At 71.1% G+C, this 17,713-nt stretch carries 21 protein-coding genes; 9 read left to right on the top strand and 12 right to left on the bottom strand.

Annotation, left to right across the window (positions count from 1 at the left end; translation table 11 throughout):
• Positions 1-76: 76 nt before the first annotated feature.
• The gene (locus HD595_RS10975) at positions 77-640 is read right to left on the bottom strand and encodes a DinB family protein (protein WP_253768177.1); all 564 of its coding nucleotides are present in this window, start codon (positions 638-640) and stop codon (positions 77-79) included.
• 200 nt (positions 641-840) lie between these two features.
• Between HD595_RS10975 and HD595_RS10970 the strand changes: the two genes are divergently transcribed.
• Positions 841-1,272, top strand: a complete 432-nt coding sequence (locus HD595_RS10970) for an NUDIX hydrolase (protein WP_253768175.1) — start codon at positions 841-843, stop codon at positions 1,270-1,272.
• 199 nt (positions 1,273-1,471) lie between these two features.
• Here HD595_RS10970 and HD595_RS10965 read toward each other — a convergent pair whose 3' ends face one another.
• From HD595_RS10965 to HD595_RS10940, 5 genes are all read right to left on the bottom strand, one after another.
• The gene (locus HD595_RS10965) at positions 1,472-2,011 is read right to left on the bottom strand and encodes a nucleotidyltransferase domain-containing protein (protein ID WP_253768173.1); all 540 of its coding nucleotides are present in this window, start codon (positions 2,009-2,011) and stop codon (positions 1,472-1,474) included.
• An 11-nt stretch (positions 2,012-2,022) separates the two neighbouring features.
• Positions 2,023-2,295 (bottom strand): hypothetical protein, encoded by a 273-nt coding sequence (locus HD595_RS10960; protein WP_253768171.1) that lies wholly within the window; start codon positions 2,293-2,295, stop codon positions 2,023-2,025.
• Positions 2,296-2,537: 242 nt separating this feature from the next.
• Positions 2,538-2,927 (bottom strand): hypothetical protein, encoded by a 390-nt coding sequence (locus tag HD595_RS10955; protein ID WP_253768169.1) that lies wholly within the window; start codon positions 2,925-2,927, stop codon positions 2,538-2,540.
• A gap of 244 nt (positions 2,928-3,171) precedes the next feature.
• Positions 3,172-3,501 carry a helix-turn-helix domain-containing protein gene (locus tag HD595_RS10950; RefSeq protein WP_253768168.1) on the bottom strand — a complete coding sequence of 110 codons (330 nt, stop codon included), beginning with the start codon at positions 3,499-3,501 and terminating at the stop codon, positions 3,172-3,174.
• Between the two features lie 411 nt (positions 3,502-3,912).
• Positions 3,913-4,806 carry an NADP-dependent oxidoreductase gene (locus HD595_RS10940; protein ID WP_253768166.1) on the bottom strand — a complete coding sequence of 298 codons (894 nt, stop codon included), beginning with the start codon at positions 4,804-4,806 and terminating at the stop codon, positions 3,913-3,915.
• Between the two features lie 70 nt (positions 4,807-4,876).
• On the opposite strand from HD595_RS10940, the gene HD595_RS10935 reads away from it, so the two are divergent.
• Positions 4,877-5,467: a TetR/AcrR family transcriptional regulator gene (locus HD595_RS10935; RefSeq protein WP_253768164.1), complete on the top strand. Its 591-nt coding sequence runs from the start codon at positions 4,877-4,879 to the stop codon at positions 5,465-5,467.
• Between the two features lie 21 nt (positions 5,468-5,488).
• Here HD595_RS10935 and HD595_RS10930 read toward each other — a convergent pair whose 3' ends face one another.
• Both HD595_RS10930 and HD595_RS10925 read right to left on the bottom strand, forming a co-directional pair.
• Positions 5,489-6,688, bottom strand: coding sequence for a hypothetical protein (locus HD595_RS10930; RefSeq protein WP_253768162.1), 1,200 nt, complete (start codon positions 6,686-6,688; stop codon positions 5,489-5,491).
• The gene (locus HD595_RS10925) at positions 6,685-7,206 is read right to left on the bottom strand and encodes a SigE family RNA polymerase sigma factor (protein WP_253768160.1); all 522 of its coding nucleotides are present in this window, start codon (positions 7,204-7,206) and stop codon (positions 6,685-6,687) included. Before HD595_RS10925 ends, HD595_RS10930 begins: the two co-directional genes overlap by 4 nt.
• A 145-nt stretch (positions 7,207-7,351) precedes the next feature.
• Between HD595_RS10925 and HD595_RS10920 the strand changes: the two genes are divergently transcribed.
• Both HD595_RS10920 and HD595_RS10915 read left to right on the top strand, forming a co-directional pair.
• Positions 7,352-7,759 carry a VOC family protein gene (locus tag HD595_RS10920; RefSeq protein WP_253768158.1) on the top strand — a complete coding sequence of 136 codons (408 nt, stop codon included), beginning with the start codon at positions 7,352-7,354 and terminating at the stop codon, positions 7,757-7,759.
• A 71-nt stretch (positions 7,760-7,830) separates the two neighbouring features.
• Positions 7,831-8,718, top strand: coding sequence for a sigma-70 family RNA polymerase sigma factor (locus tag HD595_RS10915; protein WP_253768156.1), 888 nt, complete (start codon positions 7,831-7,833; stop codon positions 8,716-8,718).
• Here the strand turns inward: HD595_RS10915 and HD595_RS10910 are convergent.
• Positions 8,702-9,109, bottom strand: a complete 408-nt coding sequence (locus tag HD595_RS10910) for a winged helix-turn-helix transcriptional regulator (protein ID WP_253768154.1) — start codon at positions 9,107-9,109, stop codon at positions 8,702-8,704. The two genes, HD595_RS10915 and HD595_RS10910, sit on opposite strands and share 17 nt — an antisense overlap.
• A gap of 133 nt (positions 9,110-9,242) precedes the next feature.
• Here HD595_RS10910 and HD595_RS10905 point away from each other — a divergent pair, with 133 nt between their 5' ends.
• Together HD595_RS10905 and HD595_RS10900 are read left to right on the top strand one after the other, a co-directional pair.
• On the top strand, positions 9,243-10,682 hold the full coding sequence (locus HD595_RS10905) for an MFS transporter (protein WP_253768152.1): 1,440 nt from the start codon (positions 9,243-9,245) through the stop codon (positions 10,680-10,682).
• Between the two features lie 101 nt (positions 10,683-10,783).
• A complete protein-coding gene (locus tag HD595_RS10900) occupies positions 10,784-12,178 on the top strand; it encodes an SMI1/KNR4 family protein (protein ID WP_253768150.1) in 1,395 nt (464 codons plus the stop codon).
• Positions 12,179-12,192: 14 nt separating this feature from the next.
• On the opposite strand, the gene HD595_RS10895 is transcribed toward HD595_RS10900, so the two are convergent.
• A complete protein-coding gene (locus tag HD595_RS10895) occupies positions 12,193-12,990 on the bottom strand; it encodes an alpha/beta fold hydrolase (protein ID WP_253768148.1) in 798 nt (265 codons plus the stop codon).
• Positions 12,991-13,065: 75 nt separating this feature from the next.
• Here HD595_RS10895 and HD595_RS10890 point away from each other — a divergent pair, with 75 nt between their 5' ends.
• Entirely contained in the window at positions 13,066-13,950 is an 885-nt protein-coding gene (locus HD595_RS10890; RefSeq protein WP_253768146.1) for a helix-turn-helix domain-containing protein, read from the top strand.
• Positions 13,951-14,009: 59 nt separating this feature from the next.
• On the opposite strand, the gene HD595_RS10885 is transcribed toward HD595_RS10890, so the two are convergent.
• On the bottom strand, positions 14,010-14,600 hold the full coding sequence (locus HD595_RS10885) for a helix-turn-helix domain-containing protein (protein ID WP_253768144.1): 591 nt from the start codon (positions 14,598-14,600) through the stop codon (positions 14,010-14,012).
• Between the two features lie 91 nt (positions 14,601-14,691).
• Between HD595_RS10885 and HD595_RS10880 the strand changes: the two genes are divergently transcribed.
• Positions 14,692-15,732, top strand: a complete 1,041-nt coding sequence (locus HD595_RS10880; protein WP_253768142.1) for an NAD(P)/FAD-dependent oxidoreductase — start codon at positions 14,692-14,694, stop codon at positions 15,730-15,732.
• Positions 15,732-16,934, top strand: a complete 1,203-nt coding sequence (locus tag HD595_RS10875; RefSeq protein ID WP_253768138.1) for an MFS transporter — start codon at positions 15,732-15,734, stop codon at positions 16,932-16,934. The genes HD595_RS10880 and HD595_RS10875 overlap by 1 nt, the downstream gene beginning before the upstream one ends.
• Here HD595_RS10875 and HD595_RS10870 read toward each other — a convergent pair.
• Positions 16,922-17,662, bottom strand: a complete 741-nt coding sequence (locus HD595_RS10870; protein WP_253768135.1) for an AraC family transcriptional regulator — start codon at positions 17,660-17,662, stop codon at positions 16,922-16,924. The two genes, HD595_RS10875 and HD595_RS10870, sit on opposite strands and share 13 nt — an antisense overlap.
• Between the last annotated feature and the right edge of the window lie 51 nt (positions 17,663-17,713).

The raw sequence follows: 17,713 nt of genomic DNA, 5'->3' as shown, positions 1-17,713 counted from the left end.
TCACTGAAGCTCACAGTCACGGAGCGTCACGGAATCCGTGTAGGCTTCCGAAGCTCGATCGCCGGTTGCCGGAGAGTCATATCCGGCGCGGTACGGCTCCGTCCTGCCAGCGGTAGAGGTCGCGCAGCAGGGAGATCTCGGCGCCGTGATGGATCAGCTCCCTGTTGACGTGCAGGACGATGCCCTCCATGGGAAACCGCTCGTGACCCACCGTGGGCGGATTCTCCAGGTCAGCGTCCGAGAGCTCGCGGACCCCCGCGTTCCATCTCCCATACATCTCATCGAGCTGCTTCAGCGCCTCATCAGCGGTCCCCGCGTAGGCGAACGTCTGGAAGTCGATGTCCTGGCCGCCGAAGTGCCATCCGACCCGATAGCCCAGGCAGGAGACGATGATGTGCGCCAGCCGCCAGGCAATCGTGGTCACCGGCGCCGGCACCGGGTCAGGGGACGCGAAGTCCATCGTCCATTCCCCCGAACACGCCGACATCGGTGCGGCCGACGTGCCACGTGGGCGGATGCTCCAGCAGCCGCGCACCGGCTCCCAGAAGTACTCCTCATCGGTAAGACCGTGCAGCCGCGGCCGCAGGTTCTTGTGCCAGTGCCGGTCCAGCTGGTCCGCGAGTCGCTCGCTTCTCGTCATTTCCGCACACTACAGACAACGAGACCTGGCTCGACCTCGCGAACGCCGTCGCCGGCGGTGGGCCGCGAGAGCGTACCGTACCGGGAGATGACACCGGGTCTGTCTGAAGACGGCCCGGTCGCTGGTCGGGTCCAGATCGGGCAAGGGCAGGTCGGCCACGACCACCCCTCAGTAGCGATCAGCAGTCCGGAGGGCGTCCGATGGATCATCACAGCGCGCAGCACTCGGTCAGCGTGGCAGGCGTGATCATTGACGACCAGGGCCGCGCACTCCTCACGCAACGCCGCGACAACGGCCACTGGGAAGCCCCTGGCGGCATCCTGGAGCGTGGCGAGGAGATCACCACGGGCCTCCTTCGCGAGATCCATGAAGAAACCGGCCTGGATGTCGAACCCGTCGGCCTGACCGGTGTCTACAAGAACATGACGCGCGGTGTCGTCGCCCTGGTCTTCCGCTGCAAGGTCATCGGCGGCCGGCTCACCGAAACCGACGAGACCCGCGCCTTTCGTTGGGTCACTGAGAAAGAGGTTCGGGAACTCGCGTCCGAGGCATTCGCCGTCCGGGTCCTTGATGCCATGCACCATGTCCAGGTACCGGCCATCCGTAGCCACGACGGCATTCGTCTGCTCTGACCGTCATAGCGCTAGGAGTGACCCGCCACTCCCGAAGGCATGGCCCACGCTCCGAGCGGGGCCCCGCCCCGCACCCGGTCCCTGCCCTTGGCGCAGCGGCAGTGTCTCGTGAACCTGCGGCCATCGGGCCGGAGCAGCGGCGAATGATCCTCAGGCAGTCGCCGGGCCTCATCGTCATCGACCCTGCGGGTTCACGTCCTCATGCCCGGTGGGTGTCCTCTCGCAGGGCCGCCTTCAACCGGGTGATGTCCTCGGCGTCCTTCGTGCGGCGAGGCCGGCCTGGAACCCACACCGGCATCATCTGCTTGATCTCGATCTGGGCGTGCGGATTGATGACCCGGCACCGCAGCGCCCCGATACGGCCCTCAGGGGCATCGAGCATGCCCTCCGGCCATACCTCCCCGGCCCAAGGGCCGCCGGCGACCACAACGCGCCCGAACCGGTCCTTGTCCAGGAGGGCGAAGCTGCTCTCCACGCCTTGCTTGCGGAAATCGAGTTGTTGGTCGGCGGGCGGCCCGGACAGGGGTTCATAGCTGGAACGCAGCAGGCCGTCGGTCAGCGCGGAGGCGTCCTCCGCCCAGGTGAACCAGTCGATGTCCACATGGTCGCGCGTGACCTCACCGATGAAGAAGTCCATGGCCCACCCCCCGCGGAGCCAGACCTCCACGCTGAGGGCCTTCGCCAGTTCCACCGTCTCGCCGATCATTCGAAGCTGCCGAGCGCTGCGTTCCCTGTCCACAGCCGTGCAGACTATGCGGCTCGGCCGCAGAGGAAGCCGACGATCTCCGTCCCGGAGCGGACGACGCGGCAGAACAGCAGATCCGGCTGCTGTCTCGTCGCCTCGATGAACTCCCGCCACTGGGCGATTCCCTCCTCTGTGGCAGAAGAGCCACGGTGCTCACGGATCCAGTTCTCGTCGATCCCCACGTCCTCGCAGGGATACGTCTGCAACCAGGCCCTCAACTGAAGCGGCCCCAGAGACGCGGCGTCGTCAGCACGGGGAGCTTCGATCACGTGGGTCATGAAGCCATCCTCGACGATGCTTCCCGAGCGTCTCCCGCGATCCGTTCTGCGACCGCCTCGCCGCGGGTTTACCGCCCCAACTCCGGAGCAGATCGGCGAGAGGCAAGGTCGTAGGCGAATCGGGCTCCAGGCGACATCTGATCGCCGGAGTCGGCCGCTTCGGTGGAGCCGAATGGTGGGCAGCCGGACGGCATCGCTTCGAGTGATGCGGCGGCGGGCCCCGATGCGGCCTGGGCGGTCGGTCAGGCGTCGGGGTCGACTTCGGGGTGCGTGAACCGCACGGGCTTGCCCAGCGACCGGGCGTAGGCGATTTCGGCTCGGGTGCTGTCTCCGATGTAGTCGCCGACTACGAGCACCTCATCAGCGAGCCGGATCTTCGCCCGGTGCAGATCGTCGAGTCGAACCTTCAGCGCCTCGACCTCGACAGGATCGCACCAAAGTTCGTGCGGCGACTTCAGGTCGCACCCCGGCTTGACGACGATCTTTCCGGCTGCGGTCTCCCGCAGATCGGCCTCGGTCATCTCGGTCATGAAACGGGTGGAGCCGCAGATCACGACGATATGCGGGAGGTCCAGCTGCTTCTTCGCGTCGGCGAGCTTCTCCTCGGGGGTGAGCAGTTGCGGGTATGACACTGGTTCCTCCTTCCGTGCTGGCCGTTTCACACGCGGTCATGCGGACGCTCGCGCACCTGCTTGAAGCACGAAAAGCGCTGTCCGTATGCCGAATCGCCTACTGTCGAAGCAGGTCGCCAGACGGACAGCGTCGATGCCGTGAACGTGGCGGGGACTTGCAGAGATTCCATTCGTTGGGTTGCGACCTGGGAGTGAGGCCCGCTGCGAGTGACCGTGGTTGTCTCCATAGACGCGACAAAGAGAGCTATGCCACCTTCACCGAGTGGGGGCCGACGCTGATGGTGATGTCCAGCTGTCCGCCGAGCGCGGCAGCGTAGGCGCGGAGGGTCTCCAGCTCCATAGCCTCGATGTTGCCGTTCTCGATCTGCGAGATCCGGGATTGGGACACACCCAGGATCTGGGCGATCTCGGCCTGGGTCTTTCCGATGGACTTGCGGAGTTCCTTGAGGTGGTGGCCGGCGACGTATGCCTCCAGTTCGGCGCGGGCCGTGGCCTGACGTTCAGGGTCTGCCAACTCGGGGTGACGGCGGTGTGCCTCGGCTTTGACGTCCTGCCACCGGCGGGCGGTACTCATCGATCGGCCTCCTTGTCTTGCTGGGCCCGGTAATCGGCGTAGCGGGCTTCGGCGAGCGGTATTGCCTCGTCGTACCATCGGGACCATGGTCCCGCTATATCGCCCGCGACCAAGAAGATCGCTGCTCGGTCGGGGTCGAAGACGAAGAGCATTCGGATCTCTGATCGCTTGCGTGAGCCCGCCGCAGCTCCTTCAGGTTCCTCAGGTTGCTGTGCTCCAGAGTGTCGACGAGTGGCCGCCCCAGCGTGGGCCCAACCTCGGCGAGGCAGTCGATGGCCTGCCGGCGCGGACGGACATGCGGCAGCGTTCGCCTTGCCGGTGTGATGGTCACGCCGCCGGAGCGGAACCGGTATGTGGACAACGTCCGCCTCCGTCGGAGCGCCACCAGGCCCAACGCCGCATAAGGCGGCGCTAGACGAGGATGACGCGGCGGCCGCGTGTGTGGCCGGCGCGGCTGTCGATGTGTGCCTTCGCGGCTTCGTCCAGCGTGTACGTCTTGTCGACCGGGATGTGGAGCTTCCCCCGCGCGATGAGCGCGGTGGCCTCCGCGAGTGCTTCCGGCACGCTTCCGGCCTCGCCGGAGAACCGGACGCCGAACTGCGGCGCGCCGAGGTCGGCGATGGAGACGACCTTCCGCGGGTCCCCGGTCAGCTCCAGGAGTTCGGGAATCACGCCCGAGCCGGCGAGGTCGAGGGCCGCGTCGACGGGACCGAGCCGCCGCACTCTGTCGACCCAGCCGGGGCCGTATGTCGTGGCGAGGGCACCGAGGCTGCGTAGATAGTCCTGGTTCGCCGCCCCAGCCGTGCCGATCACCGTGATGCCACGGTCGCGGGCGATCTGCAGCACCGCGGACCCCACCCCGCCGGAGGCGCCACTGACGAGGAGCGTCTGCCCGGGCTGGACGCCGACCTGGCCGATGATGCGCAGCGCGGTCTCGACCACGGAGGGATAGCCGGCCGCCTCTGCGAAGGACAGGCCGTCGGGCATCCGAGCCCAGGCCGAGAGCACGGCGTACTCGGCGTAGGTGTCGGCGCCTTCACCGAACACGCGGTCGCCGATGTCGAACCCTTCGACACCCTCCCCGATCTCGTCGATCACTCCTGAGGCGTCCAGTCCGACTCCGGCGGGCAGCCGGATCGGATGGGCCTTCAGGATCTGGCCTTCACGGATCCTCCAGTCGACGGGGTTCACGCCCGCTGCCCGCACCGCTATGCGTACCTGGCCGGGGCCGGCGTGGGGTTCCTCGGTCTCGATGACGTGCAGGACGTCCGGACCGCCGAACTCGGTGAAGTTCACTTTCCTCATGCCGCCGACCGTAGCACTAACGGTTAGGGTTTTGAAACGGTTAGGTTTTCGGACCTGATAGGGTTGGCGCGTGATCGAGCAGCCTGGACGCCGCGAGCGCAAGAAGGCCGCAACCCGCCAGAAGATCGCCGACGCCGCCCGGCTCCTGTTCGCCGAGCGCGGCTACGACGCGGTGGGCATCCGCGAGGTGGCCGCCGCGGCCGACGTGGCCGTGACCACGATCTTCTCCCACTTCAGCTCGAAGGAGGCCCTGGTCTTCGAGCAGGACGAGGACTTCGAGCAGCGCCTCGTGCGGGCGGTCACCGACCGCGAGCCGCACGAGGCGCTCATCCCCGCCCTGCGCCGCGAGATCCACGCCATGGTGCGGCACTGCACGGCTGACGGCGCCGCCCCGCTGTGGCGCATGATCGAGGAATCACCGGCGCTGCGGCAGTACGAGGAGTCGATGAGACAGCGCCACGCCCGGTCGCTGGCGACGGCCATCGCCGCTGACCTGGACCTGCCGCAGACCACGCCGACCTGCGGCGCGATCGCGCGCTTCGTGGTGGACGCCTTCTCGGTCGCCCGCGAATCGGACGACCCGCGAACCGCTGTGGACGAGATCTTCCGCATGATCGAGGCGGCTTGGACGGTCGCAAGGAGCTCAGTGGCAACGGCATAGACCAGGCTGCGGCGCCTGAGGTCACGGCGCCCCGGGGGGCCCAGGTAGGACGATCTCGAAGAAGTTCCGAGCTCTGTACGTGGCGATCTTCCTGGCCCTGCCGGTCCTGACGTTCACCGCGTAGGCGGTCATGCTCTGATAGGGCGGGTCGATCACCGGGGGCTCGTCGTCCGGCACCTGGGACGCCGGCCTGCACCGCACCGACATGGTGAGAGCCGTGACCTCCTCGGCGTCGATCCAGGTACGCAGTGAGATGGTGGAGACGTCCGGGGCCAGGCCGCTGAGAGCCGTCGCCTTCCGCCGTTTGCCGGTGAGCGTGTCCATGAGGGCGAGGTCCCCATGGCGGCATGGCTTCTCGGCGGCGCTGAGGTTCTCGATCACCGCGACGGTCTTCCCGTCGGGAGCGAGCGGGCTGAAGCGGTAGTCCTTCGGCAGGATGACCGATGTGGACTTGCCCGCCGAGGACGGCGGCCACAGGTTCGAGATCGTCCGCAGTTGCGAGTGGGGTGAGTATTCCGCGAGCGTGATCGTGGCGCCGTCCTGGGACAGGCCGATGGGGACCCAGCGGTTCGGCAGCCGGCGGACGACCCTGTCGCGCATGTCGATGAGCAGCGCGGGGTCCTTGAAGTCCGGGACCTTGCTGAAGGCCACGAACCGGCCGTCGTCCGACAGCATCAGGCGCGAGATGCTGCCCAGCCGGCCCTCCGGCACCTTGTCGGCCGCCGTCGTCGTCTGGCCCGAGGCCAGGTCGCGGACCTGGAAGGTGCCTTCCTTGGCGCTGTAGTAGGCGATCTTCCGGCCGTCGCGGCTGATCGCCAGCGGGCTGTCCCGTACTCCGCCACGCCCGGAGCTGAGGCTGGGCAGCGCCTCGGTGACGTCGTAGGCCTTCCCGCTCCGCGTGACCACCCGCCAGCCTCCGTCCCGGCAGCCCTTCGGCGCCTTCCCCTTGTCCGGCTTGCAGAAGGTCTTGTACGCGTGGCTCAGCGGCTCCACCCCGCGGGCCGGCAGGTCGTCGCCTTGGGCGGCGGCCTCCTGCGGTCTGTCCGGCAGCAACCGGACGGCGGCCGTCAAGCCAGAGGCGATGACCACGACCATGCCCGCCGCGAGGAGGGAGAGCGTGGTACGCCGCCTGCGGTCATGTGTCGCGATGGTGCGTTCGGCCAGGTCCACCTGTGGAGAGTCGTCGGCCAGGTCGACGAGCACGTTCCGCAGCCAGGTCATCGGTAGGCCTCCTCGATCTCCATGTCGGCGAGCTTCGGCGCCAGTTCGGGCGCGAGTTCGCGTAAACGGGCCAGCGCGTAGTGGGCCTGGCTCTTCACCGTGCCGATCGAGCAGCTCAGCAGCTCGGCAGTCTCACGTTCGGTCCGGTCCTCGTAGTAGCGCAGGACGATCACCGCCCGCTGCCGGGGCGGCAGCCGCATGAGAGCCCGGCGCATGACGAGCCGCACGATGGTGGAGTCCTCGCTCGAGTACGGCCGGTCGGGCGGCTCCGCGGTCGGGAGCTCGCTCCTGACCCGCCGCCCCCGCCACGAGATGTACTGATTCAGCAGCGCCTTGCGCGCGTACGCCTCGGGGCGTTCGACGCGCGACAGCCTCGACCAGCGTCCGAGCACCTTGAGCAGGACGCTCTGCAGCAGGTCCTCGGCCTGGTGGGCGTCTCCCGTGAGCAGGTACGCGGTGCGCATCAGCGTCTGCTGATGGCCGGCGACGAACTCGCGGAAGCTGTCATTGCGGTCCAAGAAGACTCCTCTCGACCGTTACCGACTCCGGTGACGTGCCGAAAGGTTCGGTGCCTTCGTTACCTTCCGATGTCCGCCTCCGTCATAGGGGCGACGGCCGCGTACGCCCAAGGTCGTCGATCCGACAACGAGACTGGAGACCAGGATGCTGACGAACATCATGTACGTGACGATCAACGTCACCGACCAGGACCGCGCGCTGAAGTTCTACACCGAAGGGCTCGGCCTGGAGAAGCGCATCGACTACCCCGGCCCGGAAGGGCGCTTCCTCACCGTGGGCGTCCCCGGCGGCCCGGTCGAGATCCTCCTCTGGCCGCACGCACCCGAGGCGGACCAGCCGGTCGAGAGGCGGCCGCGTGTCGCGGCCGGGCCGGTCATCCTCGAGTCGGACGACCTGAGGAAGGATGTCGAGGTGTTCCGGCAGCGAGGCGTGACCTTCGATCGGCCCGAACCGGAGGACTACCCGTTCGGCGTCCGCATCGAGGCGGTGGATCCGGACGGCAACCAGATCTCGCTCCGCCAGCAGCGCCGCCGGAACCGTGCCGACGGCTGACCGGCCGTGGGCCGCGCGACGAGCCGGCCCGTCATGACCCATGAGCAAGCCCACCCGAGGAAGACCGCACCATGACTGACCCCAACCGGACGGACCTGCTGGCCGAGGCGTTCGAGGCCCAGCGCGACCGGCTGAGCGCGGTCGCCTACCGCGTGCTCGGGTCGCACGCCGACGCCGAGGACGTCGTCCAGGAGGCCTGGATGCGGCTCGCCCGCCAGGACGCGACGACCATCGGGAACCTGGCGGGCTGGCTGACCACGGTGGTCGGCCGGATCAGCCTGGACGTCCTGCGGTCGCGCCGCGAGGCGTCCTACGGGGACGGGTTGTCCGAGCTGGTGATCACGATCGACCACGGCGCCGAACCCGAGGAGACCGTGGCGCTCGCCGACTCGGTGGGGCTGGCGCTGCTCGTCGTCCTCGACTCGCTCGGGCCCGGCGAGCGGCTGGCGTTCGTGCTGCACGACCTGTTCGGGGTGCCGTTCGCCGAGATCGGCCAGATCCTCGGCAAGTCCGCCGACGCCACCAAGATGATCGCCAGCCGCGCCCGCAGGAAGGTACGGGGAACCGAGCGGCCGACGACTGTCGGGCCGGAACAACGACGCGTCATCAGAGCCTTCCGCGCGGCCGCCGCGGGCGGGGATTTCGAGGCGCTGCTGCGCGTTCTCGACCCGGACGTGCGGCTGTCCGTCGACACCCCGGGCGGGACGGTCGTCACCCTCGGCGCCACCGCGGTGGCCACCGGCGCGAAGATGCTCTCCGGCGCCGTCGCCCGCCATCGCGCGGTGCTCGTCAACGGCCTTCCCGGGTACGTCTCGTGGCGCGAGGACGGCACCCCGCTCTCGATCATCTCCTTCACGGTCGCGGACGACCGGATCGCCGCCATCGCGATCGTGGCCGACCCCGCCAGGCTCGCCTCGATGCGCCTGCCGGACCCCGCGTGTGTCATAGAGCAGCGGTGACCGACGGCCGGGCCTCCTGCGCCGCGTCGTAGGCGGCGTGGGCCTGGGCGATGTCGGCGCCGTGCCGCTTGGCCCAGTCGACCAGCCCCAGGAGCGTTTCGCACAGCTCCAGCGCCATGTCCGTGCAGGTGTATTCGACCTTCGGCGGAACCGTCGGATACACCGTCCGCACAAGCAGACCCTCACGTTCGAGCTTGCGCAGGTTCAACGTGAGCATCCGCCGGCTGATGCCCGTCACGCCGCGCTCGAGTTCGCTGAAGCGCACCGGGCCCTTCGCGGCGGCGATCAGGATGCCGATCGCCCACTTGCCCGCCACACGATCGAGGACCTCGCTCACCGGGCATGCCGGGTTCTCCTCCGCGCCCGTCACAGGAGTGTTACTGCGGCTCAAAAAAGTGCCTCCTTCCACCTCAGGCCATGGTTACAGAAGATGTCCCTTGGCACAAAAGCGCACCTGTGGAGAGGTTTGCATGTCTGCTCAAACGGTTTCGCCGCCCGTCGGCCGGACGCCACGATGGCCGGCCTTGGCCGGCATCTGCGCCGGTCAGCTCATGGTGATCCTGGACGGGACGATCGTGAACGTGGCACTGCCGGCCATCCAGCAGAGCCTGGGCTTCTCGGCGTCAGGGCTCGGCTGGGTGGTCAACGCCTACCTGATCCCGTTCGGTGGCCTCCTGCTGCTCTGCGGCCGTATGGGAGACCTCCTGGGCCGCAAGCGCCTGTTCATCACGGGGCTGGGCGTCTTCACCGGGGCGTCTCTGCTGTGCGGCCTGGCGGAAAGCCCGGCGATGTTGCTGGCCGCCCGCTTCCTGCAGGGGACGGGCGGAGCGGTGGCCTCGTCGGTCACCCTCGCCATGGTCGTGACCATGTACGCCGACCCGCGCGCCCGAGCGGGGGCGCTCGGTGTCTACAGCTTCGTCCAGTCCGCGGGCGGCACCCTCGGCCTGCTCCTGGGCGGGGTGTTGACGCAGACCGCCGGCTGGCACTGGATCTTCATCGTCAACGTGCCCATCGGCGTCGCGGCACTGGCATTGGCGGTCCGCGTCCTGCGGGCCGAGCGCGGCACCGGCCTCGGCGCGGGCCTGGACGTGCCAGGTGCGGCGCTGGCCACCGCGGCGCTCCTGCTCGCCGTCTACACCATCGTGGGAGTCTCCGGCCACGGCTGGAACTCCGTCCACACGCTGGGATGCGGCATCGGCGCCGTGGAGCTGCTGATCGCCTTCGTCGTGCGGCAGGCGAAAGCGGCCGATCCGCTCCTTCCACCCCGGATGTTCAAGGGTCGCGACGTCCCGGGGGCGCTGGGCACGCACACCCTCATGATCTGCGGCATGTTCGGCTTCCAGTTCCTCGCCGTGCTCTACATGCGGAAGGTCCTCGGCCTGAGCGAGGTGCAGACCGGGCTGGGCGTCGTTCCGGTCTCACTGCTCATCGGCCTGATGTCGCTCCTGTTCGCCCCCCGCCTCATCGCCCGGTTCGGCGCGCGCGTCGTCCTGCTCGTCGCGCTCGCGTTGATCGCGCTCGGCCTGGGCATCCTTGGCAGGATCTCCGTGGACGGGACCTACGTGACGGACATCCTGCCCGCGACGTTCCCGCTCGGCGTCGGGTTCGGGCTGGCCATGCCGTCCCTGGCCGGCCTGGCCATGTCAGGCGCCGCACCGAGCGACGCGGGCCTGGCCTCGGGCATGTTCAACACCATGCAGCAGGTGGGCAGCTCGCTGGGCCTGGCGATCCTGAGCACGCTGGCCGCCTCACGCACGGGCACCCTGCTCGCCGGCGGCGTCACCCAGGCCGGCGCGCTGACCGGCGGTTACCGGCTCGCCTTCCAGGTCGGGGCGGGCTTCGTCCTGGCCGCGATCGCGGTCGCCGCCCTCGTGCTTCGCACCCCACGCCCGCCCGCCGACCGACCGACGCCACCTCCCACCGACGACCCGCGCCCGCTGAAGAGGGACGCCGCCTCGGCGTGACGGCACGCGCGCTCCCCGGCCCCCAGGGCGTGACGCCCCTATGGTGCGATATCCGTGATAATCGCCTCCACCACGATCACCCGAACGGCTGGAGGCCACCGTTGCCCTCGATCCATGATTTCGCGACGTGGCAGCCGCTCCTGCGGCTGCTGCGCGCGGGCAACGCCGAGAGCCTCGCCGCCCCGGGCGGCCACGTGGCCGGGCGGATCGGCCTCGGCGGGTGGAGCGTGCCGCTTCCGCCGCGGCGCCCGCGTCCCGGCCAGGCCCTCCAGGTCGAGGACATGCAGGACGAGGTCGACGCGATGGAGCGGGTACGCGGCGCGCTCGCGGACGCCGGCGCCGACGGCATCTCCTTCGTGGCGGAGATCCGGCCGACCGGACGAGCCGCGCTCCACCTGCTCGACGCCGGCCCCGCCGTCGAGCTCGGCATGGGGCCGTACCCGGGTTCTCTCATCCTGGTCGAGGGTTCCGTCCCCGAGCCTTGGCGGCGCGGTCCCGATCCGGTCCCAGGGGCGGTGCCGGCCCCGTCGGTGGACACGGCGGCTCTGGAGCGGACGCTCCGCGAGCGGATCCCCGGCGCCGTCGGCGCGACCGAGGCGGAGATCGCCGCCACGGAGGCGCGCCTCGGCGTCACGTTGCCCGACGAGCTCAAGGTGCTCTACCGGGTGACGCGAGGGCGACGGCAGGACTGGGGCGGCGACCACTCGGCGGCGGAGCGCGCCTACGAGGCCCTCGGCTGCGAGCTGTTCCCCCTGGACGCCCTGTACGTCGCCGACGCGCCGTCCCGGCCCTGCCCATGGCGGTTCGCGGCGACGGCGGCGGTCGTCACCCCGCCCGACGCGGCGGTGCAGGGGCTGGTCGGCTCGCCCGGCTGGATCGCCTTCGGCGACAACGGCGGCGGCGACCGGATCGCGGTCGACCTCACCCCGGGCCCGCGCGGGCACGTGGGGCAGCTCATCATGATCGACCACGAACAGAACATCGGCGCCGTCCTGCTCGCCGACTCCCTCACCGACCTGGTGGTGAACCGGCGCAGGCGCCGGCGTTCCCGCCGTCGCATCGACGAGACACCGGCCGTGGCCGACGTCAACGCCCGGGACGTGCCGAGCATCCAGGCCGCCGCTCACCCGGAGCTGGAGGTCCTGCGCGTCGGCGTCCTGGACGGTGAGCCCGTCAGTCTCGCGCCCGTGGCCGGGCTGCCCCGCCTGCGGACCCTCACCGCACACCCGGGCACGCTCGCCGACCCGCTGGAGATCGCCAAGCTGACCGGACTGGAGTTCCTGGAGCTCGGGCCGGAGGACTGGCGGGTCCTCCTCGACGCGGGAGCCGTCCCGCGGAGTCTGTCCGCTGCCGCCATCGAGGTGCGCGGCGGCCGGCACCCCCTGCCGATCGTGGCCGTCGCCGACGAGCTCCTCGCACTCTGGGACCGCCCTCCGATCGTCCGGACCACCCTTGAGGGTGACCTCGGCCCGCAGGAGCCCCAGGCGGGCGCGTAGCCGGCGCGGTCCCGTCAGGAGTGGAGCGCGGTGAAGGCCAGGAGGAGGGCGGCGGTGCGCGGCGGGTCCTCCACGATGGGCGTGTGTCCCACACCGGGCAGCATCTCGACGGTCGCGCCGGGTACGGCGAGGTAGCCGGCGGCCGACGAGGAGCGCCATCTCCGGTCGTCCTCGCCGAAGATCACCAGCAGCGGCTTGCCGAGGACCTTCAGCCGGTCCGGGAGCCTCCGCTGCTCCAGGTAGTCCTGGGCCGCCCGCGTCGTCGCGGCGAACGTGCCGAGGCTCAGGTGGCGCAGAACGTCCATGAACTCCTGGGGGATCTCGTAGTCGGCGCGGCCGAAACCGGTGCTCGCCAGCATGCGGAGCTGCTCGTCGGACGGCGGCCACCGCGACGGGTCGATCGCGGCGGTCTCCTGGGCGATGAAGGCGTCCATGCCGGGGCCGGTGTTGACGAGCGCGAGCGCGGTCACCAGGTCGGGGCGCTGCTCGGCGAGGGCGGTCGCGGTCAGGCCGCCGCTGGAGTGGCCGACGGCCACGGCGTGCCCGACGCCGAGCCGGTCCAGGGCCTCGCCGACGCGGCGTGCCTGGTGCGGGACCCGGTAGTCGCCGCCGGCCGGTTCGGCCGACCGGCCGTGCCCGGGCAGGTCGACCCGGATCACGCGATGCGACTCCGTCAGCAGCGGGACCAGCCCGTTCCATGAGACGGACGAGGAGGCGGTCCCGTGGATGAGCAGGAGCGCGGGGGCGTCGCGGGGGCCGTCCTGGCGGACGTGCAGGTCGCCGTCGCCCAAGGGGAGGGTCGTGATGGTCATGAGGCCACTGTCGCCGCCGGTACGGGCCGGTGGATTGGACGAATGTCCCCCTCGGCCGGCTCGTAGCATGGGAGCGTGCGGACGTTCGTCCATGGTGAAGGCGTGTGGGATGTCGCGTGCCCCGAGCGGCCCAGCCGGGTGGCCGGTGTCACCATGGCCGGGTTCGGCGTACGTGACCTCGCCGCGCTGCGGATGGTCCCGCACCCGGCCGTCACGCTGGTGCTGGAGTTCGGCGCCGGCTCGCCCGTCATGGACCATGCCGCCGGGCAGCAGCGGGGGAGCGTCGTCGCGGGGCCCGGGATCGGGTCCGGAGGCGGGCTCTGGGCGCGCGGCGAGGACGTCGAGTGCGTGCAGGTGCGCCTGTCCCCGGTGATCGCCCGCGCGGTCCTGGGCGTCTCCCCGGCCGAGCTGGACGGCGCCGTGGTGGCCCTCGACGACCTGTGGGGCCGGGAGGCGTCGCGCATCCGTGAGCGGCTGGGGAGCGTCCGGTCGTGGCAGGAGCGCTTCGCGTTGACGGACGCGCTGCTCGCCCGCCGGCACGGGTCGGGGCCGCCGGTGGACCCCGAGGTGGCCTGGGTCTGGCGCCGGATCGTCGGCAGCCGCGGCCTGCTCCGGGTCGACGTACTGGCGGCCGAGGTCGGCTGGAGCCGCAAGCGCCTGTGGTCCCGGTTCGGATCGCAGCTCGGCCTGGCGCCCAAGCGCGCGGCGAAGCTGGTCCGCTTCGACCACGCCGTCCACCGCCTGGTCGCGGGTGAGGGCCCGGCCAGGGTCGCCGCCGACGCCGGGTACGCCGACCAGTCGCACCTGCATCGGGACGTCGTGGCGTTCACCGGGACGACCCCGGCGGCGGTGGCCGGCGAGCCGTTCCTGGCGGTCGACGACATCGCCTGGCCCGATGGCACGATCCCGGGCGAGCCGCGCCGCTCCGGTGATCCCGGCCCGGTCACCGGCCGGAGGTGAGCCGGCGGCGGTGAGGGCGAACCTGGCGGTGAGGCCGCCGGTGCCGACGGGTGCGACGGTCAGCGCTGCTGCGTGCGCAGGTGGATGCGCTCGCCCTGCTTGCCGAAGAGGCTGAGCACCTCGACGCTGCCGCGTCCGGCGGCGCCGAACCAGTGCGGGATCTGGCAGTCGAACTCGGCCGCCTCCCCGGCTCCCATGACGAAGTCGTGCTCGCCCAGCTTGACGCGCAGCCGCCCGCGCAGCACGTAGAGCCACTCGTGGCCCGCGTGGGTGCGCAGGTGGGGCTCCTCGTCGTGCGCCGGGATGATCATCTTGTACGCGCGCGGCTCGCCCTGCTGGCGCGACAGCGGGATCAGCACCCGGCCGTCCTTGCTGGTGGGCTCCTGCGGCACGCGCGGGTCGACGATCCGGGGCGCGGCGACGATCTCGTCGAACGGGATGCCCAGGGCCGCGGTGATCGGCAGCAGCAGTTCGAGGCTCGGCTTGCGCTGCGCCGACTCCAGCCGCGACAGCGTGCTGGTCGAGATGCCGGTGGCGCGCGCGAGCTCGGCCAGGCTGACGCCCTTCTTCTCGCGGGCGCGCCGCAGCCGGGGGGCGATCTGCTCGATCACGGCGCCGACGCTGGGCTGGCGCTCGTCCATGGCGTCCATGGGACGCAGTCAACCAATGTGTCCCGGAAACAGCAACGAACTTTGTCGATTCCGGTCAATCCTCGCGATCCTCCGGGTGGAGGTGATCCGAGTGGACACGACAACGGATCCGATGCGGGACGCGATCATCGTCGGCGGTGGGGCCGCCGGCCTGACGGCCGGGGTCGTGCTCGCGCGAGCACAGTTCACGACCCTGGTCGTCGACGGGGGTGAGCCCCGCAACGGGCCCGCCGAGCACATGCACGGCTACCTGACGCGGGACGGCATGGCGCCGAAGGAGTTCGTCGCCACCGGGCAGGACGAGTTCGCCCGGTACGGCGGGACGCTCATGAGGGCATCGGTGAGCGGCGCGCGGCGCGGCCCGGACGGCACGTTCGAGCTGCGGCTCGGCGACGACCGCGTCCCGGATGGCGCCGACGCGCCGTCGCTGGGCGACGACCGCGTCCTGCGCGCCCGGTCGGTGCTGGTCGCGACCGGGCTGACGGACGAACTGCCCGGCATACCCGGGCTGGCGGAGCGGTGGGCGACCGAGGTGCACCACTGCCCGCACTGCCACGGCTACGAGGTGCGGGGGCGCGCCGTCGCCGTGATCGGCGGGGCGGCGGTGTCGGTGCATCTGGCCGCGCTGATGCGCCGCTACAGCTCCTTGGTGACGTTCTGCGTCAACGGCGCCGAGGTCGGCGCCGACGAGCGGCGGCGGCTCACCGCGTACGGGGTGCGCCTGGTCGACGGGCGCGTCACCCGGATCGCGACGAGGGAAGGCGCCCCGGGCGTGAGCGGGACCGGTGACGGTGAAGGCGGGGGAGAGACGGTGATCGAGCTCGACGACGGCCGGACGGTCGCGTGCGAGGCCGTCTTCGTGGCGCCCCGCCCCGTCCCCCATGACGCGATCCTGACCGCGCTCGGCGCGGGCAAGGACCCGGCCAGCGGGCTCGTCGCCGTCGATCCGCACGGCGCCACGGACATCCCCGGGCTCTGGGCGGCGGGCAACGTGGTCAACCCCCGGGCGCAGGTGGTCAGCGCCGCGGGCGCCGGCTCGGTCGCGGCCGTCAACATGGCGGCCTGGCTGCTCGACCGTGAGCTGTCCGCCGCGGTCCAGGCCGGCGGGCTCGGCGCCGGGAGCGTGATCTGATGGCCGGGACCACCACCGCGCCGACGTCCCGGAGCGCGTCGGCCGACCGGTTGCCCGCCGGCGTGTACCTGCTCGGGTTCAGCCTGTTCGCGATGGGGACCGCGGAGTTCCTGCTGGCCGGCGTCCTGCCGGCGGTGGCCGTCGATCTGGACGTCACGCTGTCCTCGGCCGGGTTCCTGATCACCGCGTTCGCGCTGGGCGTCGTGGTCGGCGGGCCGCCGTTCGCCGTGCTCAGCCTGCGGTGGCCGCACCGCACCGCCCTGGTGGTGACCCAGGGCGTCTTCGCCGCCGCCATCGTGGCCGGGCTGCTCGGCGGCTACGAGATCCTGCTGCTGACGCGGGTGGTGTCGGGCATCGCCTACGCGGGCTTCTTCGCCGTCGCGTCGGTGACCGCGATCAGCCTGGTGACGCCGGACCGGAACGCCCGCGCCTCCGGGGTCGTCGTCAGCGGGCTCAGTGTGGCGATGGTCGCCGGCGGTCCCGCGGGCACGCTGCTCAGCCACTTCACCGAGTGGCGCGGCGGGTTCTGGGGCGTCGTGGCGCTGACGGCCGCCGGGATCGTCGGCTGCCTGGCCGGGCTCCCCGCCACCCCCGTGGGCGCCGACCGGACCGCCCGGCCGAGTGTCGCGCGGGAACTCGCCACGATGCGGCGGCCGCTCCTCTGGGGCATCTACGCGATCACGATCCTGACCACCGCCGCGTACATGATCACGTTCAACTACCTGGCGGCCATGCTGGCCGGCATCACCGCGGTCCCGGAGGTGTGGATCCCGGCGATCCTCGCGCTCTTCGGGGTCGGCGCCTTCGCCGGCCTGTCGATCGGGGGCCGCGTCTCCGACCGGCGGCCCCACCTCGCGCTGCTCACCGGCGCGCCGGCGATCGCGGTCCTGTCGGTCGTGCTGGCCGTCGTGATGGGGCAGGTCTGGGCGGTGGTGCCCGCGGTCTTCCTGCTCGGCGTCGCCGCGTTCGTGCTCAACCCCGCCCTCTACGGACGTGTCTTCGCCATCGCGGCCGACGCGCCGACCCTGGCCGGCGCCACCACCGTGTCGGCGTTCCAGCTCGGCATCAGCATCACCCCCGTGGTGGCGGCCGTCTCCCTCACGCAGGGGGCGTCCCTCACCTCGGTCTGCCTGATCGGGGCCGGCCTCGCCGTGCTGGCCGTGCCGTTCATCCTCCTGGACCGGGCCCGTCAGGGCAGGTGAGCACCGGGGGTGTGGCCGAAGGCGCGGCGGAAGACGTCGATGAACGCGCTCGCCGACGACCAGCCGCACCGGTGCGCCACGGTCGTCACCGGGGTGTTCTCGGCCAGCAGGACCAGGGCGTGGTAGAGCCGCAACTGGGTGCGCCACTGCGGGAACGTCATGCCCAGGTCGCTCCTGAACAGCCGGGACAGGGTGCGGTCGCTCGCCCCCACCTGCTTGCCCAGGGCGGCGAGCGTGCGGTCGTCGGCCGGGTCGGCGCGCAGGATGTCGCACAGCGCCTTCAGCCGCGGCGCGGTCGGGGCGGGCAGGTGCACGGGCTGCTGGGGCGAGGCCCGCAACTGGTCGAGCAGGACCGCGCGCAGGCGTCCGCGCTCAGGGCTGTCGTCGTCCGGGGCGCGGGTGTAGGCGAGGATCAGCTCGCGCAGCAGCGGGCCGACGGTCAGCACCGTCGGCGCGCCGAGGCCGAGCGGGTTGTCGCCCGGTGGCAGGCCGACGAAGTGGAGTTCGAGCTCGCCGTGGGCGCGGTGCGCGTGCACGGTCCCGGCGGGCACCCAGATGGCGCGGGTCGCCGGGGCGATCCACGTGCCCGCGTCGGTCGTGATGGCCAGCACCCCGCGCGCGGCGTAGACGATCTGGTGGTCGTCGTGGCGGTGCGCGTCGATGGCCGCCCCCGGCGCCAGCCACCGGGCGTGGGTGGGCGCGGTCGGCTGGTGGCGGATGTTCGTCATCACATGGCAGGTTATCGGAAGTACGACACCCCGCCTCCGGGCGAGCATGGC

Source organism: Nonomuraea roseoviolacea subsp. carminata, from assembly GCF_024172185.1.
Taxonomy (GTDB): Bacteria; Actinomycetota; Actinomycetes; order Streptosporangiales; family Streptosporangiaceae; genus Nonomuraea; species Nonomuraea roseoviolacea.
This window is presented reverse-complemented; position numbering and strand designations above follow the sequence as displayed.